This is a genomic window from Stutzerimonas sp. S1 (assembly GCF_025966695.1).
In the GTDB taxonomy this organism is placed as follows: Bacteria; Pseudomonadota; Gammaproteobacteria; order Pseudomonadales; family Pseudomonadaceae; genus Stutzerimonas.
The window spans coordinates 258,474-283,097 of sequence record NZ_JAOEIY010000001.1; the positions used below are offsets into that span (position 1 = coordinate 258,474).

General features: G+C 64.3%; 20 protein-coding genes and 2 tRNA genes (1 of these 22 cut by a window edge). 7 read left to right on the top strand and 15 right to left on the bottom strand.

Translation table 11 applies throughout. The features are described 5' to 3' along the window. Together N8H22_RS01195 and N8H22_RS01200 are read left to right on the top strand one after the other, a co-directional pair. Window positions 1-68, top strand: a tRNA-Leu gene (locus tag N8H22_RS01195) (it extends 119 nt beyond the left edge of the window). Between the two features lie 112 nt (window positions 69-180). Next, window positions 181-267: transfer RNA gene (locus tag N8H22_RS01200), tRNA-Leu, on the top strand. Between the two features lie 142 nt (window positions 268-409). Here N8H22_RS01200 and N8H22_RS01205 read toward each other — a convergent pair. The 11 genes from N8H22_RS01205 to N8H22_RS01255 form a co-directional block, all read right to left on the bottom strand. Continuing rightward, window positions 410-1,705: an adenylosuccinate synthase gene (locus N8H22_RS01205; protein WP_264588806.1), complete on the bottom strand. Its 1,296-nt coding sequence runs from the start codon at window positions 1,703-1,705 to the stop codon at window positions 410-412. An 81-nt stretch (window positions 1,706-1,786) separates the two neighbouring features. Continuing rightward, entirely contained in the window at window positions 1,787-2,974 is a 1,188-nt protein-coding gene (locus tag N8H22_RS01210; protein WP_264588807.1) for an ATP phosphoribosyltransferase regulatory subunit, read from the bottom strand. A 283-nt stretch (window positions 2,975-3,257) separates the two neighbouring features. After that, the gene (hflC, locus tag N8H22_RS01215; RefSeq protein ID WP_264588808.1) at window positions 3,258-4,124 is read right to left on the bottom strand and encodes a protease modulator HflC; all 867 of its coding nucleotides are present in this window, start codon (window positions 4,122-4,124) and stop codon (window positions 3,258-3,260) included. Further along, window positions 4,124-5,299: an FtsH protease activity modulator HflK gene (gene hflK, locus N8H22_RS01220; RefSeq protein WP_264588809.1), complete on the bottom strand. Its 1,176-nt coding sequence runs from the start codon at window positions 5,297-5,299 to the stop codon at window positions 4,124-4,126. The genes hflC and hflK overlap by 1 nt, the downstream gene beginning before the upstream one ends. A 97-nt stretch (window positions 5,300-5,396) precedes the next feature. Then, window positions 5,397-6,698 (bottom strand): ribosome rescue GTPase HflX, encoded by a 1,302-nt coding sequence (hflX, locus tag N8H22_RS01225; RefSeq protein ID WP_264588810.1) that lies wholly within the window; start codon window positions 6,696-6,698, stop codon window positions 5,397-5,399. Window positions 6,699-6,709: 11 nt separating this feature from the next. Further along, a complete protein-coding gene (hfq, locus tag N8H22_RS01230; RefSeq protein ID WP_003283098.1) occupies window positions 6,710-6,964 on the bottom strand; it encodes an RNA chaperone Hfq in 255 nt (84 codons plus the stop codon). Window positions 6,965-7,053: 89 nt separating this feature from the next. Then, complete coding sequence (miaA, locus tag N8H22_RS01235; protein ID WP_264589318.1) at window positions 7,054-8,025, bottom strand: tRNA (adenosine(37)-N6)-dimethylallyltransferase MiaA; 972 nt, start codon at window positions 8,023-8,025, stop codon at window positions 7,054-7,056. Window positions 8,026-8,127: 102 nt separating this feature from the next. Further along, on the bottom strand, window positions 8,128-10,005 hold the full coding sequence (gene mutL / locus N8H22_RS01240; RefSeq protein WP_264588811.1) for a DNA mismatch repair endonuclease MutL: 1,878 nt from the start codon (window positions 10,003-10,005) through the stop codon (window positions 8,128-8,130). Beyond that, window positions 10,002-11,414 carry an N-acetylmuramoyl-L-alanine amidase gene (locus tag N8H22_RS01245; protein ID WP_272890666.1) on the bottom strand — a complete coding sequence of 471 codons (1,413 nt, stop codon included), beginning with the start codon at window positions 11,412-11,414 and terminating at the stop codon, window positions 10,002-10,004. Before N8H22_RS01245 ends, mutL begins: the two co-directional genes overlap by 4 nt. 17 nt (window positions 11,415-11,431) lie before the next feature. Further along, a complete protein-coding gene (gene tsaE, locus N8H22_RS01250; RefSeq protein WP_264588812.1) occupies window positions 11,432-11,902 on the bottom strand; it encodes a tRNA (adenosine(37)-N6)-threonylcarbamoyltransferase complex ATPase subunit type 1 TsaE in 471 nt (156 codons plus the stop codon). Continuing rightward, window positions 11,890-13,380, bottom strand: coding sequence for an NAD(P)H-hydrate dehydratase (locus N8H22_RS01255; protein WP_264588813.1), 1,491 nt, complete (start codon window positions 13,378-13,380; stop codon window positions 11,890-11,892). The genes tsaE and N8H22_RS01255 overlap by 13 nt, the downstream gene beginning before the upstream one ends. A 69-nt stretch (window positions 13,381-13,449) precedes the next feature. Here N8H22_RS01255 and queG point away from each other — a divergent pair, with 69 nt between their 5' ends. Then, complete coding sequence (queG, locus tag N8H22_RS01260) at window positions 13,450-14,523, top strand: tRNA epoxyqueuosine(34) reductase QueG (RefSeq protein WP_264588814.1); 1,074 nt, start codon at window positions 13,450-13,452, stop codon at window positions 14,521-14,523. A gap of 22 nt (window positions 14,524-14,545) precedes the next feature. Here queG and ftsH read toward each other — a convergent pair whose 3' ends face one another. The 4 genes from ftsH to mpl all read right to left on the bottom strand — a co-directional run bounded on the left by ftsH (window position 14,546) and on the right by mpl (window position 18,885). Beyond that, window positions 14,546-16,387 carry an ATP-dependent zinc metalloprotease FtsH gene (ftsH, locus tag N8H22_RS01265; protein WP_264588815.1) on the bottom strand — a complete coding sequence of 614 codons (1,842 nt, stop codon included), beginning with the start codon at window positions 16,385-16,387 and terminating at the stop codon, window positions 14,546-14,548. 118 nt (window positions 16,388-16,505) lie between these two features. Then, entirely contained in the window at window positions 16,506-16,796 is a 291-nt protein-coding gene (locus tag N8H22_RS01270) for a YceK/YidQ family lipoprotein (protein WP_264588816.1), read from the bottom strand. 2 nt (window positions 16,797-16,798) lie between these two features. After that, complete coding sequence (gene ubiX, locus N8H22_RS01275) at window positions 16,799-17,428, bottom strand: flavin prenyltransferase UbiX (protein WP_264588817.1); 630 nt, start codon at window positions 17,426-17,428, stop codon at window positions 16,799-16,801. 107 nt (window positions 17,429-17,535) lie between these two features. Next, complete coding sequence (mpl, locus tag N8H22_RS01280) at window positions 17,536-18,885, bottom strand: UDP-N-acetylmuramate:L-alanyl-gamma-D-glutamyl-meso-diaminopimelate ligase (protein WP_264588818.1); 1,350 nt, start codon at window positions 18,883-18,885, stop codon at window positions 17,536-17,538. A 213-nt stretch (window positions 18,886-19,098) separates the two neighbouring features. Between mpl and N8H22_RS01285 the strand changes: the two genes are divergently transcribed. The 4 genes from N8H22_RS01285 (at window position 19,099) to eutC (ending at window position 24,618) form a co-directional block, all read left to right on the top strand. Then, window positions 19,099-20,619, top strand: coding sequence for an aldehyde dehydrogenase family protein (locus N8H22_RS01285; RefSeq protein WP_264588819.1), 1,521 nt, complete (start codon window positions 19,099-19,101; stop codon window positions 20,617-20,619). Window positions 20,620-20,816: 197 nt separating this feature from the next. After that, window positions 20,817-22,265, top strand: coding sequence for an ethanolamine permease (gene eat, locus N8H22_RS01290; RefSeq protein WP_264588820.1), 1,449 nt, complete (start codon window positions 20,817-20,819; stop codon window positions 22,263-22,265). Window positions 22,266-22,276: 11 nt separating this feature from the next. After that, window positions 22,277-23,668 (top strand): ethanolamine ammonia-lyase subunit EutB, encoded by a 1,392-nt coding sequence (locus tag N8H22_RS01295; RefSeq protein WP_264588821.1) that lies wholly within the window; start codon window positions 22,277-22,279, stop codon window positions 23,666-23,668. A 155-nt stretch (window positions 23,669-23,823) separates the two neighbouring features. Continuing rightward, window positions 23,824-24,618 carry an ethanolamine ammonia-lyase subunit EutC gene (gene eutC / locus N8H22_RS01300; RefSeq protein ID WP_264588822.1) on the top strand — a complete coding sequence of 265 codons (795 nt, stop codon included), beginning with the start codon at window positions 23,824-23,826 and terminating at the stop codon, window positions 24,616-24,618. Window positions 24,619-24,624: the final 6 nt, after the last annotated feature.

Here is a 24,624-nt window from a genome sequence, read left to right on the forward strand (position 1 = left end):
TAGACGCACTAGGTTCAGGTCCTAGCGGTGGCAACACCGTGGAAGTTCGAGTCTTCTCCTGGGCACCACTCTTCAGATGAAACCCGCGCAATTGGCGCGAGTCTCATGCAACAACGAAGCTGTCGTCTTCGGCCAGAAATGGCAAAACGACAAAAAGTCGATGAGCAATCATCGCAATGTGCCCAGGTGGCGGAATTGGTAGACGCACTAGGTTCAGGTCCTAGCGGTGGCAACACCGTGGAAGTTCGAGTCTTCTCCTGGGCACCACTCTTCAGAAAAAACCGAGCCACTGGCTCGGTTTTTTCGTTTAAGCCCCCACGTTTTACCCACCCCGCAATTCACATCCGAGCCGCCCTCGCCAGTCATAAAAAAGGCCGCCCTGAGGCGGCCTTCCATCAGCTCAGCGCCATCAGGCGTACGGATGACGCAGCACGATGGTCTCGTTGCGATCCGGACCAGTAGAAATGATATCCACCGGCGCCCCGATCAGCGCCTCAATGCGTTGGATGTATGCCCGGGCATTGACCGGCAGCTCATTAAGGCTCTTTGCGCCCACGGTGGACTCGCTCCAGCCCGGCATTTCTTCGTAAACCGGCTGAAGACCGTCATAGCTATCGGCATCGGTCGGCGCATCGACCAGCATTTCGCCATTGCGGTCTTTATACGCTACGCACAGACGAATAGTTTCCAGCCCATCCAGCACATCCAGCTTGGTCAGGCAAATACCGGAAATGCTGTTGATCTCGATCGCGCGACGCAGGATCACCGCATCGAACCAGCCACAACGACGCGCACGACCAGTGGTCGAACCGAACTCGTGGCCACGCTCAGCCAGGCGAGCACCGACCTCGTCAAACAGCTCGGTCGGGAACGGACCGGAGCCAACGCGCGTGGTATAGGCCTTGGTGATGCCCAGAATGTAATCCAGATACAGCGGGCCGAAACCCGAACCAGTGGCCGTACCACCCGCAGTGGTACTCGAACTGGTCACGTAAGGATAGGTGCCATGGTCGATATCCAGCAGCGAACCCTGCGCGCCTTCGAACATGATGCAGGCGCCCTGCTTGCGCAGCTCGTGTAGACGCGCACTAACGTCGCTGATCATCGGACGAAGAATCTCGGCGTAGCTGAGCGCCTCGTCGAGGGTCTTCTGGAAATCAACCGGATCGACCTTGTAGAAGTTCTGCAGCATGAAGTTGTGGTATTCCAGCAACTCGCGCAATTTGACGGCGAAACGCTCAGGATTGAACAGATCCCCGATACGCAGCCCGCGGCGCGCCACCTTGTCTTCGTAGGCCGGACCAATGCCACGACCGGTGGTGCCGATCTTGCCTTCCGAACGCGCTGCTTCGCGTGCCTGATCCAGCGCGACGTGGTACGGCAGGATCAGCGTACAGGACGGACTGATGCGCAGCCGTTCGCGAACCGGCACGCCCTTCTCTTCCAGCTTGGTGATTTCGCGCATTAACGCGTCGGGGGCAACCACCACACCGTTGCCGATCAGGCACTGCACGTTCTCACGCAAGATGCCGGACGGAATCAGGTGCAGCACGGTCTTCTCACCATCGATGACCAGGGTATGGCCGGCATTGTGGCCACCTTGGTAACGCACGACGGCGGCCGCCTGATCGGTCAGCAGATCGACGATCTTGCCCTTGCCCTCATCACCCCACTGGGTGCCCAGGACCACGACATTCTTACCCATAACCCTTTGTCCTCTTCGGAGAAGCATGCCGGCGTTTGACCGGCAGATATCGAACCAGCCTGGGCCGCGACGCGGCGTACATCAGGACGCCAGCGGCGCCACCATCCAGGAATTGTCTTTGGCCAGCAGCTGGCGATCACAGCCCAGCCCTATCGCAGCGCCATGTGCCTGCCCATCAAGCGCCTGCACCACCCGCTCACCCTGGCGGCGCAGGCGACAGATCTCCTGCCACAACGCAGGATCATCGCTGTGAGGCGCCCAGATACCGGTCACAGGCGTCGTCAAATCGGCATTCCCCAGACTTACAAGGGTCTTCAGATCTGTCGAAAAGCCGGTTGCCGGGCGTGCACGCCCGAAATCGGCGCCGATATCGTCATAACGCCCGCCCTGGGCGATCGATTGCCCGACCCCTGGGACAAAGACGGCAAACACCACACCGGTGTGATAGTGATAGCCGCGCAACTCACCCAAATCGAAGTAAAGCGGCATTTTCGGATAGCGTGCAGCGAGCTGATCAGCAATACGCGTCAAGGTCTCCAGCGCCTGGCGCACGTCGATAGGCGCGCCGGCCAGCGCGACCCGCGCATCCTCAAGGGCTTCGCGCCCACCGCAAAGGCGTCCAAGCGCTCGCAGCATGGCCGCCAATGACGGTTCGAGAGTAGCAGTCAGCACCTCGATTTCATCCATCGCCTTGCGCTGCAGTGCGTCGAACAACTGCTGCTCGGCGCTGCCGGCCAGTCCCGCCGCTCGCGCCAGCCCACGGTAGATCCCGACATGACCGAGATCCATATGCACGTCAGGCACATCGGCCAGCTCCAGCATTTCCAGCATCAGGCTTATGACCTCGATGTCACTGGAAGCACTGCCATCGCCATAGAGTTCGGCGCCCAGCTGGATCGGACTGCGCGAGGTGGCCAGTGCCTGCGGCTTGGCATGCAGCACGCTACCCGCGTAGCACAGTCGACTAGGCCCTTCGCGCCGCAGCGTATGCGCATCGACCCGCGCCACCTGCGGCGTGATATCTGCACGCAACCCCATTTGCCGACCAGACAGCGGGTCGGTGACCTTGAAAGTTCGCAGGTCGAGGTCCTGACCGGAGCCGGTCAACAGGGACTCGAGAAATTCGACATGAGGGGTGATGACCAGCTCATACCCCCAGCGCTGAAACAGATCCAGCACGCGACGCCGTGCGGTCTCGATACGCGCCGCCTCGGGCGGCAGCACCTCTTCGATGCCATCTGGCAGGAGCCAGCGGTCTACCGTTGCCATTTCGCCAATCACCTCTCGATACGGCAAGCCTAGTCAAGCGGACGAAAACCGGGCTGCCATCAGGGCTGGCCATCGGTCGCGTGCAGTTGTGTTCAACACCATGGCGTCAACGCCAAGCCCCGCTAGGGGTGCGGCATGGCATCCCATGCTCGGAGATCGTCCATCACCACGCTGGCGCAGACGCAAAAAAGCCGGGCTTTTCCCGGCGGGCGGATCATAGCAATGTTTTCCCGATGGGTCACCCGGCGGTCAGCATCGACCGCCGGGCGACCAGCATCGCTACTTACTGAGACTTTTCCAGATAGCGGAAGAAATCGCTTTTGGGATCCAGCACCAGCACATCTTCCTTGCTGGAGAAGCTCTCGCGATAAGCTTGGAGGCTACGGTAGAAGGAGTAGAACTCCCTGTCCTGACCATAGGCGGAAGCATAGATAGCCGCGGCACGCGCATCGCCATCACCGCGCAGCTCTTCCGCCTCGCGGAACGCTTCGGCGAGCAGGACTCGCCGCTGGCGATCGGCATCGGCGCGAATACCCTCAGCCAGCTCCTTACCCTTGGCCCGATGCTCACGGGCCTCACGCTCACGCTCGGAACTCATGCGCTCAAACACGCTGCGGTTCACTTCGCGCGGCAGGTCAATCCCCTTGACCCGCACATCCACCACCTCGATACCCAGCTCCTGCTGCACCGCACGGTTCAGGCTATTGGTCACCTGCCCCATCAGCTCGTCACGCTGGCCGGACACCGACTCATGCAACGTGCGCTTGCCGAACTGATCGCGCAAAGCGGCCTCCAGACGGCGGGCCAAGCGCTCATCGGCGATCTGCTTCATGCCAGACGTCGCGGTGTAGAAGCGCTCGGCATCCGCGACACGCCACTTGGCGTAGGCATCGACCATCAGCGCTTTCTTCTCCAGAGTGAGGAAGCGCGAGGTGGACGAGTCCAGCGTCATCAGACGAGCGTCGAACTTGCGCACGCTGTTCACGTAGGGAATCTTCATGTGCAGTCCGGGCTTAACATCGGGCTCGACAATTCGGCCGAAGCGAAGCAGCACCGCACGCTCGGTCTGCGAAACGATATAAAAGCTGTTCCACAGCACCAGCGCTAGCACCACACCCACGATCAGCGCCGTCAGGGATTTATTGCTCATCAGCGACTCTCCCTCGTACGAACTTCACGCGGATCCAACTCCGGCGGCAGACGTGTAGCCTGACTGGCCGCGCCCGAGGCCATTCCTGGAGGCGTGGCGTTACTGGCAGCGCCGCGACTGTTGATCATCTTGTCCAGCGGCAGGTACAGCAGGTTGTTCTGCCCACTCTCGCCGGTCACCATGACCTTGCTGGTATTGCTCATGACTTCCTGCATGGTTTCCAGATACAGACGCTCACGAGTGACATCCGGCGCTTTGCTGTACTCGGCGACCAATTTGCTGAAGCGATCAGCCTCACCCTGGGCACGGGATATCACCGCATCGCGGTAACCGGCAGCCTCTTCCAGCATGCGCTGAGCCTGACCACGGGCCTCTGGAATCACGCCATTGGCGTAGGATTCCGCTTGGTTCTTCTCGCGCTGTTCGTCCTCACGCGCACGAATCACGTCATCGAAGGCTTCCTGCACTTCACGCGGCGCGGCCGCGCTCTGCAGGTTCACCTGGGTGACGATGATGCCGGTGCCGTAATTGTCGAGGAACCGCTGCAGGCGCTCCTTAACTTCGGCAGCCATCGCCTCTCGCCCCTCGGTTAGCACCTGATCCATCGCAGTCGAACCGACCACGTGGCGTACTGCGCTGTCGGTCGCGTGCTGCAGACTGACCTCCGGCTGGTCAACGTTGAGCACGAAGGACTGCAGATCACTGATCTTGTACTGAACGGTCAGCGGCACTTCGATGATGTTCTCGTCCTCGGTGAGCATCTGCCCCTGCTTGGTGTAAGAGCGCTCACGGGTGACATTTTCCTGGAACTTCTTGTCGATCGGCGGGAAATAGATGTTCAGACCCGGCCCGACGGTTTCGTGGTACTTACCGAAGCGCAGCACCACCGCTTGCTCCTGCTCGTCGACGATATAAATGGCATTGAACAGCCAGACCGCGAGCAATACCACCAGCGCAATCCATACCAGTCCGAAGCCACCACGCTTGCCGGCACCACCAGCGCCACCGCCACTGCCACGCTTCTTGCCGCCAAACATGCCGTTGAGGCTGTCCTGCAACTTGCGGAAAGCTTCGTCGAGATCCGGCGGCCCTTTCTGATCGCCACCGCGACGGCCACCGCCGCCGCCCCAGGGATCCTGGTTGTTCGAGTTGCCACCCGGCTCATTCCAAGCCATAGCGCTCTCCATTCAGATAAAGCCAAAGACGCGCCTGCGGCGCGCCCGCCAATGCTACCGAAAGCACGAAACCAGCGGCTAAATTGCCGCCCGGGCTTTATTGCAAAGTGTGTTGTTCCAGAAACTCGTTCGGCTGCAGCCCTTCTCGACTGAGCAGTCGATGCAGTTCGACCCGCGGCAAGCGCACGCTGAGCAGGCTGTCACCCACCTCGTCATGTTTCTCGTCCTGCACAGCGCCCAATTCGAACAGCTGGGCACGCATGCGTCCCATGCCCTGCGGCAAACGGAGCGTTCCCACGAAAAGATCGCTGCCGAGCAGCTCAGCGATCGCCTCGCGCACCAGCTCCAGCCCCAGCCCATCGCGTGCGGACACCCATACTCGCTGAGGCTTGCCATCGGCATCGCGCTGAATCTGCGGCTCAATGCCCTCCATGAGATCGACCTTGTTGTAGATCTCGAGCATCGGTAACTCGTTGGCACCGATCTCCGCCAGTACTGCCAGCACCTGCTCAATCTGTTGATCGCGCTCAGGCTCATGGGCATCGATCACATGCAACAGCAGATCGGCATTGCTGGACTCTTCCAGCGTCGCCCGAAAGGACTCCACCAACTTGTGTGGCAAGTGACGAATGAAACCCACCGTATCAGCCAGAATCACCGGCCCGAGATCAGGGAGTTCCAGTCGACGCAGGGTCGGATCGAGAGTGGCGAACAACTGATTGGCCGCATAGACATCCGCCTCGGTGAGGGCATTGAACAACGTGGATTTCCCGGCGTTGGTGTAACCGACCAGGGAAACCGAGGGAATATCGGCACGCCTGCGGCCACGGCGGGCCTGCTCGCGCTGTCCGCGCACCTTCTCCAGGCGCTGCTTGATCTGCCGGATGCGCACCCGCAGCAAACGGCGGTCGGTCTCCAGCTGGGTTTCCCCGGGACCGCGCAGACCGATACCGCCTTTCTGCCGTTCCAGGTGCGTCCAGCCACGAACCAGGCGCGTGCTCATGTGCTCAAGCTGCGCCAGCTCGACCTGCAGCTTGCCTTCGTGTGTCCGCGCACGCTGCGCGAAGATATCCAGAATCAGACCAGTACGATCGAGGACGCGGCACTCGAGCGCGCGCTCAAGATTGCGCTCCTGACTGGGCGTCAGCGTGTGATTGAAAATCACCAGCTCAACCTCGCCTTCCTTGACGAGATCGCGTAGCTCCTCGACCTTCCCGGTGCCAATCAAATACTTGGCGGAAGGCTGATGACGAGCCACATTGACGAAATTGACCATCTCGGCACCCGCCGAACGGGCGAGTTCCTGAAACTCCTGCGGATCCTCGCGCGCCGCGGGGTCCTGGCCCTCCAGATGAACCAGAATGGCCCGTTCCCCACCACCGGGACGTTCGAAGAACAAAGACGCCTACCTTAGTCGTTGCCCGACTCGGATTGCTCGGCATCACCCGCAGTCGGCAAGCGCACCGGGCGACCCGGCACGACCGTGGAGATGGCGTGCTTGTAGACCATCTGGCTGACGGTGTTCTTGAGAAGAATGACAAACTGATCGAAGGATTCGATCTGGCCCTGCAGCTTGATGCCGTTGACCAGATAGATGGAAACCGGAACGCGTTCCTTACGCAGTGTGTTGAGGTAAGGGTCTTGTAGCGAATGCCCTTTTGACATGTGCCGCACTCCTTAGAGGATCTTTTTCATTAATTTTTAGGGTAAACCGACGATCCACTTGTCTGAGAATAGACGGTCAATTTGCAGTGTCAGCTCAATATGGAGAGCGATTGCAGGTATTTCAATGCTCGCGGCAGATTGTCGCGGGACAAGCTATCCAGCCAGCTGACATCCTCCCACCCACGCAACCAAGTGAACTGCCGCTTGGCTAGCTGCCGGGTCGCGATGATGCCGCGCTGAACCATCTCTTCCCTGGACAGATTCCCGTCCAGATAGTCCCAAACCTGCCGGTACCCCACCGCCCTGATGGAAGGCAGACCGGAATGCAGATCGCCACGACAACGCAAGGCTTCGACCTCTTCGACGAACCCCTGTTCAACCATGCGAAGAAAGCGTTGTTCGATGCGCTGATGCAGGACCGACCGCTGTGCCGGCGCGATGGATAAGTGGGCGACAGTATAAGGCAAGTTTCCGGCACCTGGCGCGTCTGCGCCGGCTTTTTGCGACCTTTGTCGGGCGCGATGCTCAGTCATGCTCAGACCGCTGACTCGATAGACTTCGAGCGCTCGCACCAGACGCTGCGGATCGTTGGGATGAATCCGCGCCGCCGACTCCGGATCGACCTCGGCCAACTGGCGATGCAGCGCCTGCAAGCCCTCGCCCGCCGCGAACGCCTCGAGCTCCGCGCGAACTGCGGCATCCGCCCCTGGCATATCCGCCAAACCGTCGCGCAACGCCTTGAAATACAACATGGTGCCGCCGACTAGCAGCGGAATTCGCCCCGCCGCTGTTGCTTCGGCCATGGCGTTCAGCGCATCCGCGCAAAACTCGGCAGCGGAATAGCTCTGTGCCGGATCACGGATATCCACCAGACGATGTGGGTACTCAGCGAGTAATTCGCGCGAAGGCTTCGCAGTACCGATATCCATGCCGCGATAGACCAGTGCCGAATCGACGCTGATCAGTTCGCAAGGCAGCACCCGCGCCAGCTCCAGCGCGAGATCGGTCTTGCCAGAGGCGGTAGGCCCCATCAGGAAGATAGCGGGGGGAAGCGAAGACATCGGACTGCTCGGCAACTATGGCCGCATAGTTTCCGATCGCACGCAGCGGGCTGCAAGCTCGGCATAGCCACCGCACTCGCCCGCCCAGTCGAATCGAAGCAATCAGCGACCGCGCAGGAACAGCTTGTCCAGCTCGTCCATGCCCAGTTGCGTCCAGGTCGGACGGCCGTGATTGCACTGTCCGCTACGCTCGGTGTGCTCCATATCGCGCAGTAAGGCGTTCATCTCCGGCAGCGTCAGGCGACGGTTGGCGCGTACCGCGCCGTGGCAGGCCATGGTCGCCAGCAACTCGTTGAGATGGGCCTGGATACGATCACTGGTACCGTATTCCAGCAGATCGGCGAGCACATCGCGCACCAGTTGGGTCGCTTCGGCCTGCTTGAGCAGCGAGGGAATCTGACGGATCGCCAGGGTTTCCGGGCCGAGGCGCTGCAGCTCGAAGCCGAGCATCTGGAACCACTGCGCATGCTCTTCCGCGCAGTCGGCCTCGCGCTGACTGAGGGCGATGGATTCGGGCACCAGCAGCGGCTGGCCGCGCAGCCCTTCGCTGGCCATGGCGGTCTTCAGGCGCTCGTAGGTAATGCGTTCGTGCGCGGCGTGCATGTCCACCAGCACCATACCCTGAGCATTCTCGGCAAGGATGTAGACCCCCTTGAGCTGCGCCAGCGCGTAGCCCAGCGGGGGTACGTCATCCTGGCTGACCGGCAGTGGCGCAGGGCTGCTTTCGGGCAGCGGCGTGAAAAACTCGCGGTAGGCACCCTGGGCTTCGGCGGTATAGCCGGCCGATGCCGAGCGTGGCGCCTGATAGCCAGCGCCAGCACCGCGCCAGGCCGGCGCCTCGCCTTGGGGCTGTTCGAGCAGGCTGGCCGACAGGCTCATCTCGTTCTGCCCAGCGAACTCACCAGCAGCCAATCCGGTGGCCTGGGTCATCGGCGTAACACTGGCCGGCGCGGCCAGATGGTCCTCGGGACGCACATCACCCAGCGCGCGGTGCAGCGTGCCGTAGAGGAAGTCGTGGACCATGCGGCTGTCGCGAAAGCGCACCTCGTGCTTGGTGGGGTGTACGTTGACGTCCACCACCGCCGGATCGACATCGAGAAACAGCACGAAGGTCGGGTGCCGGCCGTTGAACAGCACGTCGCGATAGGCCTGGCGCACCGCATGGGCGACCAGCTTGTCGCGCACCATGCGGCCGTTGACGTAGAAGTACTGCAAGTCCGCCTGGCTGCGCGAAAAGGTCGGCAGCCCGACCCATCCCCAGAGCCGCAACCCGTTGCGCTCGATCTCGATCGGCAGCGCCTGCTCGAGGAAGGCCGGCCCGCACACTGCTGCGACCCGCCGCGCACGGGCGCCATCGTCGCTGGCTTGGTGCAAGGCCAGCACGCCCTTGCCGTTGTGGCGCAGGTGGAAGGCCACATCGAAGCGCGCCAACGCCAGACGCTTGATGACCTCCTGCAGGTGATCGAACTCGGTCTTTTCGGTACGCAGGAACTTGCGCCGCGCCGGCGTGTTGAAGAACAGGTCGCGCACCTCCACGGAAGTACCCACCGGATGCGCCGCTGGCTGCACCCGTGCCTCCATCTCGCGCCCCTCTGTTTCGACCTGCCAGGCCTCGCCGGCATCAGCGGTACGTGAAGTCAGGGTCAGGCGCGAGACGGAGCTGATCGACGCCAGCGCCTCACCGCGAAAACCCAGGCTCATCACCCGCTCGAGGTCCTCGAGATCGCGAATCTTGCTGGTGGCGTGGCGGGCCAATGCCAGCGGCAGATCGTCCGGCGGAATGCCGCAGCCGTCATCACGCACACGCAGCAGCTTCACGCCACCCTGCTCGACATCCACATCGATGCGCTGAGCACCCGAGTCGAGACTGTTCTCCAGCAATTCCTTGATCACCGACGCCGGGCGCTCGACCACCTCACCGGCGGCAATCTGGTTCGCCAGCCGCGGACTCAGCAGCTGGATACGGCGCAACTCGCTCATGGCTGCGCCGCCAGCGTGGTTGCCGGAATACTCAGCGTCTGGCCGATCTTGATGGTGTCGCTGCGTAACTGATTGGCACTGCGCAGTGACGCCAGGCTGACCTGATAGCGCTCAGCGAGCAGGGCCAGGCTTTCGCCGGAGCGCACCACATGCTCACGAGGGCCGGCGGCAATCTTGCCGGCATCGCGCAACCAGGCGACATAGGTGCCGGGGGGCGGATTTTCATGGAAGAACTGCCGCACGCCACTGTGGATCGAACGCGCCAGCGACTGCTGGTGGCTCCCAGTCTGCAGCTTGCGCGCCTCGGACGGATTGGAGATGAAACCGGTCTCAACCAGGATCGACGGAATATCTGGCGACTTCAACACCATGAAGCCCGCCTGTTCGACACGACGTTTATGCAACGGCGTGATACGCCCCATGTTACTCAGCACCTTCTGACCGACATTCAGGCTCGATGACAGCGAGGCCGTCATCGACAGGTCGAGCAGCACGCCGGCGAGCATGCGGTCTTTGTCATCGAGGCTGACATTGCCGGCGCCACCGATCAGGTCCGAGCGGTTTTCGCTGTCGGCCAGCCAGCGCGCGGTTTCCGATGTGGCGCCACGATCGGAAAGGGCGAACACCGAAGCGCCGTACGCGGAGGAGCGCGGCGCGGCGTCGGCATGGATCGAGACGAACAAGTCCGCACCCTTCTTGCGGGCAATCTCGGTGCGCTTGCGCAACGGAATGAAGTAATCGCCCGTGCGCACCAGCTCCGCGCGAAAGCCTTTTTCGGCATTGATCTGACGCTGCAGCTCCTTGGAAATCTGCAGCACCACCGTCTTCTCGTAGACCTTGCCCGGCCCGATGGCACCGGGATCCTCGCCGCCGTGACCGGCATCGATGGCGATGACGATGTCGCGCTTGCTACTCGGCGCGACTGGCAGCTTGACCGCCGGCAGCGTCGGCGAAACCGGTGTCACTGGCGTGGCCGGCGCGGCATTGACCGGAACCGCTGCAGTCGTCGGGGCCGCGCCCTGATCGAACAAATCGACCACCAGGCGATGCCCATACTGCTGGTTCGGTGCCAGGCTGAAGCTCTTCGGCGAGACGGGCGCTTTCAGATCGACCACCACCCGCAGCGTATTGGCGTCATGCTGACCTGCACGTAACGAGGCAACCGGAGTGTTCTGCAGCGGCAGTTGATCGAGCGGAGCCTTGAGCGCCGCACCGGTAACATCGATGACGATGCGGTGCGGTGCCTCCAGGGTAAATACGTTGTGCTTCACCGGACCCGACAGGTCGAACACCAGTCGCGTGTTGTCCGGTGCCCGCCACAAACGCACGGACTGCACGTCGGTGGCGGCAAACACCTGCACAGCTGCCAGCAGAATTGCCAAACCGCTAACCAGCGCGCGTATGCGCATACCCAACCTCATGCTTGTCATTGATTTCCAGCGGTCAGGACGGCACACCAGGCATCGCCGCGCTCGCCCCGCGGCGACAGGCGCAGCGTACGGCCGGCCCCATGCGGCGTAATGGTAATGTCCAGGTCCGCCTTTGGCAAAACGCCGGCGCCGCGCTCCGGCCACTCGACGAGGCACAGCGCGTCGCCGTCGAAGTAGTCGCGAATGCCGAGAAACTCCAGCTCCTCCGGGTCGACCAAGCGATAGAGATCGAAGTGAAAGACCCGCACACCGCCGATCTCGTAGGGTTCGACCAGCGTGAAGGTCGGACTCTTGACCTTGCCTTCGTGACCAAAACCGCGGATCAGGCCACGCGACAGCGTGGTCTTGCCGGCACCGAGGTCGCCATGCAGGTAGATCACCCCGCGGCCGCCGGTCGCCTGGGCGATACGGGCGCCGACTGCCAGCATCGCTGCCTCGTCCTCGGCATACAACGTCACTTCAGGCATGGCGACTGTTCCTCGAGCAATTGACGGATGATCGGTATCAGGTCACTGGCCGCCAGTCCGCGCCCCTGGGTGCCAAGCCGTTCGCCGGCTGCCGCATGCAGCCAGGCACCCAGGCAGGCCGCATCGAATGGGGACAGGTTCTGCGCCAACAAAGCCCCAATCACGCCGGCCAGCACGTCGCCGAGGCCGGCACTGGCCATGGCCGGATGACCGCGATCGCACAGCGCCAGTCGCCCGTCCGCCGCGGCGACCAGCGTACCGGCACCCTTGAGCAGCGCGACGCAGGCATAACGCCGCGCCAGCTCGCGCGCCGCCGCGGGGCGATCGGCCTGAATCTCCGCCACCGAACACTGCAGCAGCCGCGCCGCCTCGCCCGGATGTGGCGTGATCACGCAGCCGGTCGGCAGTTGGATGCCGCCGGCCGCCAACAGGTTCAGCGCATCGGCGTCCCATACCTGCGCCAGCTCACGCTGCGCCGCCAGCGACAGCAGACTGCGGCCCCAGGGCGCCTGCCCAAGTCCCGGGCCGACCACCAGCACGTCGGCGCGCTCGACCAGTGCCGTCAGGCTGTAGGTCGACTCGACACCACTGCACATGATTTCCGGCCGACGGACCAGCGAAGCGGTGACGTGCTCCGGCCGAGTCGCCAGCGTCACCATGCCCGCACCGCAGCGCAGCGCCGCTTCGGCACTGAGCAGCGCGGCGCCGCCAGTACCCAGATCGCCGCCGATCACCAGCACCTGACCGAAGCTGCCCTTATGCGCCGTGGGAGCGCGCGGCGCGACCTGGACCAGCGAGGACCGATCGAGACGCACGGCCTCGCCAACGGTTTGCCTAACGATCTGCGGATCGGCCTGCAGATCGTCGAACACCAGCGCGCCGACACGATCCGGGCCGTCCGCGGTGAACAGCCCGGGCTTGAGACCGATGAAGGTAACGCTGACGTCGGCCTGAACCGCATGTCCGAGCACCTTGCCGGTGTCAGCGCACAGCCCGGAAGGCAAATCGATCGCCACGACCGGCAGACCGCTGGCGTTGATCGCCGTGATCGCGCTGATATAGGGCTCGCGCACCGCACCGGCAATGCCGGTACCGAGCAGCGCGTCCACCAACACGCCCTGCAGCGACGCCCCGGCATGCCAAGGCTCGATCGCTACGCCGCAACCCCGCGCCTCAGCGCAGGCCTGCGCGGCGTCGCCCTGCAACGCTTGAGGATCGCCGACCGCCAGCACCGCAACCTGCCAGCCGGCGCGTTGCGCCAGCGCCGCAACCAGATAGCCATCGCCAGCGTTATTGCCACGCCCGGCCAGCACGGTGACGGCACCGGCCTCCGGCCAGCGGCGGCGCAGCGCACGCCAGGCGGCGTGGGCGGCACGCTGCATCAGTTCAAAACCGGGAGTGCCGGCGGCAATCAGGCGCGCATCGAGTTCACGCACCTGGGCGGCGGTATACAGAGCGACGGGCAGGGAATCGGTCATCAGTGCAGGAATCATCGCGGCGGAATGTCTGGCAGAATTATACGCACCCGCCAGCCAAGCCGCCCTCCGATGTCCAGCCCTGCTATCGATCCAACCGCCCTCGCCGACGCCATCAAGCAATGGGGCCGCGAACTGGGCTTTCAGCAAGTCGGCATCACGGATGTCGACCTTGGCGAGCACGAAGCCCACCTCGACGCCTGGCTGGCGGCCGGCTACCAGGGCGAGATGGACTACATGGCCGCCCACGGCAGCAAGCGCTCGCGGCCGGACGAACTGGTGCCTGGCACGCTGCGGGTCATCTCGCTGCGCATGGACTACCTGCCCGGCGATACGCGCATGACCCAGCTGCTGGCCGAGCCGGAGAAGGCCTATGTATCGCGCTACGCCCTCGGCCGCGACTACCACAAGCTGATCCGCAAGCGCCTGCAGCAACTGGCCGAACGCATCCAGCAGGTGGTCGGCCCGTTCGGCTTTCGCGCTTTCGTCGACAGTGCGCCGGTGCTGGAAAAGGCTGCCGGACAGCAGGCCGGACTCGGCTGGATTGGCAAGAACACCCTGCTGCTCAACCGCAAGGCCGGCAGCTGGTTCTTTCTCGGTGAACTGTTCGTCGACATCGCGCTGCCGGTCGACGAATCGGTGACGCGCGACCACTGCGGCAGCTGTCACGCCTGCCTGGACGTCTGCCCGACCGATGCCTTTGTTGGCGAGCGTCTGCTGGATGCGCGCCGCTGCATTTCCTACCTGACCATCGAGCTGAAAGGACCGATCCCCATCGAGCTGCGCGACAGGATCGGTAACCGCGTATTCGGCTGCGATGACTGCCAGATCGTCTGCCCGTGGAACCGCTTCGCCCGGCCAACCGAACAGAGCGATTTCCAGCCGCGCCACAGCCTGGACAACGCCGACCTGGCGGCACTGTTCCGCTGGACAGAAGAGGAATTTCTCAGCCGCACCGAGGGCTCGCCGCTACGCCGTGCCGGCTACGAGCGCTGGCTGCGCAACCTGGCAGTCGGCCTGGGCAATGCCCCCTCGAGCATCCCCGTGCTGGAAGCACTGCAGGCGCGCCGCGACGATCCCTCCGAGCTGGTGCGCGAGCATGTCGAGTGGGCACTGGCACAGCACGCCCGGCGCACGCGCAGCTGATCCGCGCGCAGCATTTACCCACTCAGGCTTTCGGGATCGTCGGTTCGCTGGCCGCAGTGGCACTCAGCTCGCGCAGTTCGCCGGCGTCCAGCGTCTCCTGCTGCAGCAGGCGACGCGCGCAGCGTTCGAGCAGCTCCCGCCGCGCTTCGAGCAACGCCAGGCTGCGCTGGAAGCAGGCTTGCACCAACTCCTGCACCTCTTCGTCGATCGCCGTGGCGGTGCTCTCGGCATAGTCATGCTGCGGCTTCAGGCCGAGCATCGCCTCGTTACCGAGGAACGAGTTGGGCTCGCGCTCCAATGCCATGTGGCCGAGGCGCTTGGACATGCCGTAGCGGGTGACCATGGCGCGGGCGATATCGGTGACCTTGGCCAGATCGTCCGCCGCGCCAGTGGACAGGTGGGTGAAGACCAGCCATTCCGCGGCACGCCCGCCGAGCAACACGGCCATCTTGTTCTCCAGCTCCTCGCGGGTCATCAGGAAGCGATCCTCGATGGGGCGCTGGATCGTGTAGCCCAGCGCGCCCATGCCGCGCGGAATGATCGACACCTTGTGCACCGGATCGACCCCCGGCAGCGCCATCGCCACCAGCGCATGGCCCATCTCGTGATAGGCCACGATCTCACGCTCGCGCGGGTTGAGCAGGCGGTTGCGCTTTTCCAGACCGGCGATGATGCGTTCGATGGCTGCGGTGAAGTCCTCCATGGCCACCGCATCGGCATTGCGTCGGGTCGCCAGCAGCGTCGCCTCGTTGACCAGGTTGGCCAGGTCGGCGCCAGTGAAGCCTGGTGTCAGCGCGGCGATGGCCTGCGGATCGACGTCGGTGCCCAGTTTCGACTTCTTCAGATGCACGTTGAGAATCTGCACCCGACCGATCTTGTCCGGCCGGTCCACCAGCACCTGACGGTCAAAACGACCGGCGCGCAGCAGGGCCGGATCGAGGATTTCCGGCCGGTTGGTGGCAGCCAGCAAGACCAGCCCGCTGGAGGTATCGAAACCGTCCATCTCCACCAGCAGCTGGTTGAGCGTCTGCTCCTTCTCGTCGTGTCCGCCGGATAGCGGCCCGGCGCCACGGGCGCGACCGAGGGCGTCCAGCTCGTCGATGAAGATGATCGCCGGCGCCTGGGCGCGAGCCTGCTCGAACAGATCGCGCACCCGCGCCGCACCGACGCCGACGAACATCTCGACGAACTCGGAACCGGAAATGGAGAAGAACGGCACCTTCGCCTCACCGGCCACGGCCCGCGCCAGCAGCGTTTTGCCGGTGCCGGGCGGGCCGACCAGCAGCACGCCCTTGGGCATGCGCCCGCCGAGGCGGCCGTAGGTTTGCGGGTCACGCAGGAATTCGATGATTTCCTTGAGCTCGTCCTTGGCCTCGTCCACGCCGGCGACATCGGCGAAGGACACCTTCATGTCGGTCTCGACGTAGACCCGCGCCTTGCTCTTGCCGATCTGCATCATGCCGCCGCCACCCAGGCCGCTGCCGATGCGCTTGAGCAGAAACAGCCAGATGCCGAAGAACAGCGCCGCCGGCACGATCCACGACAACAGGTCGCGCACCAGCGTGCTTTCCACCTTACCGGTGTAACGCACTGGATACTGCTGCAGATGCTCGGCCAGCTGCGGCTCGACGCGGTTGCTGATGAAGCGCCGCTGGCCGCTGGCCAGGGGTTCCTTGAGCGTGCCCTCGATGCGCCGCTCGGTGATCGCCAGCTCCGCGACGCGCCCATCCTTGAGGTGCTGTTCGAACTCGCTGTAGGGAATGGTCGCCACTTCCTGCTGTACCGACAGCAGATACTGGAGGCCGAGGAACACCAGAATGGCGATCATCCAGTAGCTCATGTGGAACTGGGCCTGCTCTTTCACACCTGTTCTCCTTAAGTACCGCGGCCACGCGTAACGCTCGCGAACGCCAGCATTATGCCTGCTGTGCAGCCGAACGACTGGATGTGGATCAGTGATGGCGTACGCAACGCATCATCGTTCAGAGCCCGCCGCGAACGCCGAGCCCGACACCCAGCTCCGCCGCCACCGCAAAGGGCAGCAACAACGTATCCACCAGCGCGCTGGCGGGCAGATCCAGCGCCGGATACTGCGGCGCCACGGCACCGAAGCGCTCCAGCGGACAGCAACCACCGTTGAGGCTGTACCAATTCAGGCGCGTGCCGGAATAGATGATCGGCGCGCCGGGTTTGGCCGCATCCAGCGTTCGCAGCGTGGCGCAGCCACTCAGCGAGGTCAGCAGCGTCAACAGGCAGAGAGCCCGGATGCGCATCGTCACTCGTCGCTGACCACATGATGCTCACCCCAGCGCGGCAGCATGTCCTGCGGGATGTTGAGCAGATTGAGGATGCGCGCGACGACGAAGTCCACCAGATCGTCGATGGTCTGCGGCTGGTGGTAGAAGCCCGGCGAGGCCGGCAGGATGGTTACGCCGAGGTTGGACAACTTGAGCATGTTCTCCAGATGGATGCTCGAGTACGGCGCCTCGCGCGGCACCAGAATCAGCTGGCGGCGCTCCTTGAGGGTGACGTCGGCGGCGCGCTCGATCAGGTTGTTGCAGGCGCCAGTGGCGATCGCCGACAACGTGCCGGTGGAACAGGGCACCACGACCATGGCCGTCGGCGCGCCGGAGCCGGAGGCCGCAGGGGCCATCCAGTCTTCCTTGGCGAACACGCGGATCTGCCCGGCCGCCGCGCCGGTGTATTCGGAAAGAAAGGCCTGCATCGCCTGCGGCTTGGCCGGCAGCACCACGTCGGTCTCCGTGGCCATGACCAGCTGCGCGGCCTTGGAGATCAGGAAGTGCACCTCGCGGTCTTCCTGTACCAGACAGTCGAGCAGGCGCAGGCCGTATTGCGCGCCGGAGGCGCCGGTCATGGCCAATGTGATGCGTTCCGGTCCGTTCATTCAATCTGCTCCTGGTGCGATCCGCGTGGAAATGCCTGCGGCGATTTCCACCCTACCCACGGTCATCGTAGGGTGGAAAACCGCACAGCGTTTTCCACCTTGAGCAATCAGCTCAACGCCGCGGCCAGCTTGCCGTGCAGACCGCCGAAGCCGCCATTGCTCATGACCACCACCTGCGTACCCGGCGTGGCGTCGGCCTTGACCTTGGCGATGATCGCCTCCAGCGAATCGCAGACCGTGGTCGGCACCGGCGAGCTGGCGACGGTCGCAGCCAGGTCCCAGCCGAGATTGGCCGGTGCGTACCAGATGGCCTGGTCAGCCAACGCTACTGATTCGGCCAGGCCCTCGCGATGCGCGCCGAGCTTCATCGAGTTGGAGCGTGGTTCGATCACCGCGATGATCGGTGTATCGCCCACGCGCTTGCGCAGGCCATCCAGGGTGGTGGCAATGGCGGTCGGGTGATGGGCGAAATCGTCATAGATGGCCACGCCGTTGACTTCGGCGACCTTTTCCATGCGCCGTTTGACGCTACGGAATTCGCTCAGCGCCTCGGCTCCCTGCTTCGGCAGCACACCGACATGCCGCGCCGCTGCCAGCGTGGCCAGCGCGTTGTTGACGTTGTGCTGGCCGGTCAGCTCCCACTCCACCACGCCCTGCACGGCGCCGTCGAAGATCACTTCGAAGCGCGAGCCGTCCGCACTGAGCAGGTTTGCCTGCCACAGCCCGCCCTCGCCGGTGGTCTGCACCGGCGTCCAGCAGCCCATGCCGATGACGCGCTTGAGCGCCGCTTCCGACTCGGGATGGATGATCAGCCCCTCGCCCGGCACGGTGCGCACCAGATGGTGGAACTGCCGCTCGATGGCCGCGAGATCCGGAAAGATGTCCGCGTGATCGAACTCAAGATTGTTCAGGATCGCGGTGCGCGGGCGGTAATGGACGAACTTGCTGCGCTTGTCGAAGAAGGCGCTGTCGTACTCGTCGGCCTCGACCACGAAGAATGGCGTGCCGCCCAGGCGCGCGGAGATGCCGAAATTCTGCGGCACGCCACCGATGAGAAAGCCCGGACTCATGCCGGCATGCTCCAGCACCCAGGCCAGCATGCTGCTGGTAGTGGTCTTGCCATGGGTGCCCGCGGCGGCCAGCACCCAGCGCCCCTGCAGCACGTGATCGGCCAGCCATTGGGGGCCGGAGACGTAGGGCAAGCCCTTGTTCAGCACATACTCGACCGCCGGATTGCCGCGCGACAGGGCATTGCCCACCACCACCAGGTCGGGCGCGGGCTCCAGATGCGCAGGCTCGTAGCCCTGCATCAACTCGATACCCTGGGCCTCCAGCTGGGTGCTCATCGGCGGATAGACGTTGGCATCGGAGCCGGTGACGCGGTGGCCAAGTTCCTTGGCCAGCACCGCGAGCGAACCCATGAAGGTGCCGCAGATGCCGAGAATGTGGATATGCATGGATGCCCTCTGCAATGCCCCGCAAGGCGCCCATCAGGAACGGCTCGCGGCTGTCGGAAATTGCGCGGCAGATTAGCACAGCGCCGCGCCGGGAACGGCCCGCCAGCGCAGGCGCAGCGCCCGAATGTCGGCTCGGTCGCAGGTCGCCGCAAGCTGATCTACGCTGAAACGACCGCCGTTTCCACAGACCATTACAAGAACCGGAGACTCACCATGCGTTACGCCCATCCCGGCACCGAAGGTGCCAAGGTCAACTTCAAGTCCCGCTACGGCAACTACATCAACGGCCAGTTCGTCGAACCAGTAGGCGGTCAATATTTCACCAACCTGTCGCCGGTCAACGGCCAGCCGATCGCCGAATTCCCGCGCTCCGACGCCGCCGATATCGACAAGGCGCTGGACGCCGCGCATGCCGCCGCCGACGCCTGGGGCAAGACCAGCGTGCAGGCGCGCTCGCTGATCCTGTTGCAGATCGCCGACCGCATCGAGCAGAACCTCGAGCTGCTCGCCGTCACCGAAACCTGGGACAACGGCAAGGCGGTACGCGAGACGCTGAACGCCGATATCCCGCTCGCCGCCGACCACTTCCGCTATTTCGCCGGCTGCATCCGTGCTCAGGAAGGCACCAGCGCCGAGATCGACGAGAACACCGCCGCCTATCACTTCCATGAGCCGCTGGGCGTGGTCGGGCAGATCATCCCGTGGAACTTCCCGATCCTCATGGCCGCCTGGAAGCTGGCCCCGGCGCTTGCCGCGGGCAACTGCGTGGTATTGAAACCCGCCGAGCAGACGCCGCTGGGCATCACCGTGCTGATGGAGATCATCGGCGACCTGCTGCCGCCGGGCGTGCTCAACGTGGTGCAGGGCTTCGGTCGCGAGGCCGGCGAAGCACTGGCCTCGAGCAAGCGCATCGCCAAGATCGCCTTCACCGGCTCCACCCCGGTCGGCTCGCACATCATGAAGCGCGCCGCCGAGAGCATCATCCCGAGCACCGTCGAGCTGGGCGGCAAGAGCCCGAACATTTACTTCGAGGACATCATGCAGGCCGAGCCAGCCTTCATCGAGAAGGCCGCCGAAGGGTTGGTACTGGGCTTCTTCAACCAGGGCGAGGTGTGCACCTGCCCGTCGCGGGCGCTGGTGCAGGAATCCATCTACGCGCCCTTCATGGAGGCGGTGATGAAGAAGGTCGCGCAGATCAAGCGCGGCGACCCGCTGGACACCGACACCATGGTCGGCGCCCAGGCCAGCCAGCAGCAATTCGACAAGATCATGTCGTATCTCAAGATCGCCCGCGAGGAAGGCGCCGAGGTGCTGACCGGCGGCGATGCGGAGCGGCTCGAAGGCTCGCTCGCCACCGGCTACTACATCCAGCCGACACTGCTCAAGGGCACCAACAAGATGCGCGTGTTCCAGGAGGAAATCTTCGGCCCGGTGATTGGTGTCACCACCTTCAAGGACGAAGCCGAGGCGCTCGCCATCGCCAATGACACCGAGTACGGCCTCGGCGCCGGTGTCTGGACCCGCGACATCAACCGCGCCTATCGCATGGGCCGGGCGATCAAGGCCGGCCGCGTGTGGACCAACTGTTACCACCTCTACCCCGCCCACGCGGCCTTTGGCGGCTACAAGAAGTCCGGCGTCGGCCGCGAGACGCACAAGATGATCCTCGACCATTACCAGCAGACCAAGAACCTGCTGGTGAGCTACGACATCAATCCCTTGGGCTTCTTCTGATGGGCTGAACGTGGCGGGCCTCCACCCGCCACGCTTTCCAACAAGACACCTACCGGGCGCCGCCGTGGTGCTGTGCAGCCCGAAAAAGGTGCGTTCCTGCCGGACTTGGCTGACAAATCACCGCAAACATTGTGTTCGCGGTGCGGGGCATGCCGCTTGCTAGGGAGAGTTGCCAACCTATCCAAGAGGATTCCCCCATGGCTCTCGAACACAGCCGTTCAACGCCACCGCAACATGCAATCGATTTCGAAACCGTCGGCAGCAGCTACTTTCAGGAACGCGAGCTGAAGAAAGGCGCCGCCGGCTGGGTGCTACTGGTCGGCCTTGGCGTCGCCTACGTGATTTCCGGCGACTACGCCGGCTGGAACTTCGGCCTCGCCCAGGGCGGCTGGGGCGGGCTGTTCATCGCCACGCTGCTGATGGCGACCATGTACCTGTGCATGTGCTTCTCGCTGGCCGAGCTGTCCTCGATGGTGCCCACCGCGGGCGGCGGCTACGGCTTCGCGCGTACCGCGTTCGGCCCCTTGGGCGGCTTTCTCACCGGCACGGCGATCCTCATCGAGTACGCCATCGCACCGGCGGCCATCGCCGTGTTCATCGGCGCCTACTGCGAGTCGCTGTTCGGCATCGGCGGCTGGATGATATATCTAGCCTTTTACATCGTCTTCATCGGCATCCATATCTTCGGCGTCGGCGAGGCGCTGAAGCTGATGTTCATCATCACCGCCATCGCCGCGCTGGCGCTCGCGGTGTTCATCATCTCGATGGTGCCGCACTTCTCCGTCGACAAGCTGCTGGACATCACGCCGACCACCGCAGCCGGCGCCAGCGCCTTCCTGCCCTATGGTTACGTCGGCATTTGGGCGGCGATTCCCTACGCGATCTGGTTCTTCCTCGCTGTCGAAGGCGTGCCGCTGGCCGCCGAGGAAACCAAGAACCCGCAGCGCGACATGCCGCGCGGGCTGATCGGCGCCATGCTGATCCTCGCCGCCTTCGCCGGGCTGATTCTGCTGGTCGGTCCCGGTGGCGCCGGCTCCAGCACGTTGATCGAATCCGGCAACCCGCTGGTGGAGGCGCTGACCAGTGCCTACGGCTCGTCCACCTGGATGAGCGGCTTCGTCAACCTGGTCGGCCTGGCCGGGCTGATCGCCAGTTTCTTCTCGATCATCTACGCCTACTCGCGGCAGATCTTCGCCTTGTCACGGGCCGGCTATCTGCCACGCAATCTGTCGCTGACCAACCAGAACAAGGCGCCGGTGCTGGCGCTGGTGATCCCCGGCATCATCGGCTTCGCCCTCTCGCTGACCGGCCAGGGCGACCTGCTGATTCTGGTCGCGGTGTTCGGCGCGACCATCTCCTACGTGCTGATGATGGCCTCGCACATCGTCCTGCGCGTGCGCCGGCCGGATCTGCATCGGCCGTACAAGACGCCCGGCGGCATCCTCACCTCCGGCGTGGCACTGGTACTGGCCTGCGTCGCGGTCATCGCGGGCTTCCTGGTCGATCCGCGGGTGGTGATCGGCGCGGTGATCATCTACGGGATCTTCATCGCCTACTTCGCGATCTACAGTCGGCACCACCTGGTGGCCGGCACGCCGGAAGAAGAGTTCGCGGCGATCGAGCAGGCCGAGGCGACACTCAAGTAGGGGGAGCAGCCATGACGTACTCGCACAGTGTGGGCGGCACCACCTGGCGCTTCGACGACCTGCGCGAGGTGATGGCCAAGGCCAGCCCGGCGCGCTCCGGCGACCTGCTCGCCGGGGTCGCCGCCGGCAGCGACGCCGAGCGCGTGGCGGCGCAGATGTGCCTGGCCGCGGTGCCGCTCAAACGCTTTCTCGAAGAAGCCCTGATCCCCTACGAAAGCGATGAAGTCACCCGGCTGATCATCGACAGCCATGACGCCGCCGCCTTCGCTCCGATCAGCCACCTGACCGTGGGCGATTTCCGCAACTGGCTGCTCGGCGAGGAGGCGGACGAGTCGTCGCTCAAGGCCCTCGCACCGGGGCTGACGCCGGAGATGGTCGCCGCGGTGTCGAAGATCATGCGCGTGCAGGACCTGATCCTCGTCGCGCAGAAGGTCCGCGTGGTCACCCGCTTTCGCAACACCGTCGGGCTGGCCGGGCGCATGTCCACCCGGTTGCAGCCGAACCACCCGACCGACGATAGCGCCGGCATCGCCGCGAGCATTCTCGACGGCCTGCTCTACGGCAACGGCGACGCGGTGATCGGCATCAACCCGGCCACCGACAGCACCGCCGGCATCTGCGAGCTGCTGAAGATGCTCGACGCGGTGATCAGCCGCTACGAGATCCCGACCCAGGGTTGCATCCTCACCCACGTCACCACCTCCATCGAGGCGATCAATCGCGGCGCGCCGCTGGACCTGGTGTTCCAGTCCATCGCCGGCAGCGAGGCGGCCAATGCCAGCTTCGGCATCAACCTGGCGACGCTGCAGGAAGGCTACGAGGCCGGCCTGTCGCAGAAGCGCGGCACCCTCGGCGACAACCTCATGTATTTCGAAACCGGCCAGGGCAGCGCGCTTTCGGCGGGCGCCCATCACGGCGTCGATCAGCAGACCTGCGAAGCCCGCGCCTACGCCGTCGCGCGGCGGTTCAAGCCGCTGCTGGTGAACACCGTGGTGGGCTTCATCGGCCCGGAATACCTCTACAACGGCAAGCAGATCATCCGCGCCGGGCTGGAGGACCACTTCTGCGGCAAGCTGCTCGGCGTGCCCATGGGTTGCGACATCTGCTACACCAACCACGCCGAAGCCGACCAGGACGACATGGACATGCTGCTCACCCTGCTCGGCACGGCCGGCATCAACTTCATCATGGGCATCCCGGGCTCGGACGACGTGATGCTCAACTACCAGACCACCTCCTTCCACGACGCCCTCTACGTGCGCCAGGTGCTTGGTCTGAGGCCCGCGCCGGAATTCGAGGAATGGCTGGCGAAGATGCAGATCCTCCGGCAGGACGGCAATCGCCTGCAGCTCGGCCGTGACCTGCCGGAAGCCTTCCGCCGGGCGCTGGAGCAGCAGGCATGAAGCCGCTCTTCCTGCCTCGACCATCCTCAGGTGGAAAACGCTACGCGGTTTTCCACCCTACACCGATACCCTCACCGCGGCGTAGGGTGGAAAACGACCACAGGTCTTTTCCACGCGCTTGTCCACGCGTCTGACCGTCACGCTCCGAGGTAGCCATGCACGACCGCTCCCCCACCATCGAAAATCCGTGGCAGCACCTGCGCCAGCTGACCCCGGCACGCATCGCCCTTGGCCGGGCTGGTGTCAGCCTGCCCACCGACGCGCAGCTGGATTTCCAGTTCGCCCACGCCCAGGCGCGCGACGCGGTGCATCTGCCGCTGGACTGCGAAGCGCTGGCCGCCGAACTGGAAAAGCATGACCTCAGCCATCTGTATCTGCGCAGCGCCGCCACCGACCGGCAGATCTACCTGCAGCGCCCGGACCTCGGTCGGCGCCTCGACGAAGCCAGCGCCACCAGGCTCGACGAGCAGGCGGGCGACGGTTGCGATCTGGCGCTGGTGATTGCCGACGGCCTCTCGGCCCTGGCCGTGCAGCGCCACGCGGCGCCGATGGCACTGAAGATCGCCGAACAGGCCCGCACCGAAGGCTGGTCGCTCGGGCCGATCAGCCTGGTCGAACAGGGCCGCGTCGCAATCGCCGACGAAATCGGCCAGCGGCTGAAGGCGCGCATGGTGGTGATCCTCCTCGGCGAACGCCCAGGGCTCAGCTCGCCGGACAGCCTGGGCCTGTATTTCACCTGGGCGCCACAGGTCGGCCGGCACGATGCGCAGCGCAACTGCATTTCCAACATCCGCCCGGAGGGCCTGAGCTACAACCTCGCCGCGCACCGCCTGCTCTACCTGCTGCGCGAAGCCAGCCGCCGGCAGCTCTCCGGCGTGCAGCTCAAGGACGAAGCGGAAGTGCCGGCGCTGGACGGTCAGCCGCGCGCCGGCAACTTCCTGCTCGGCTAGCCGGCA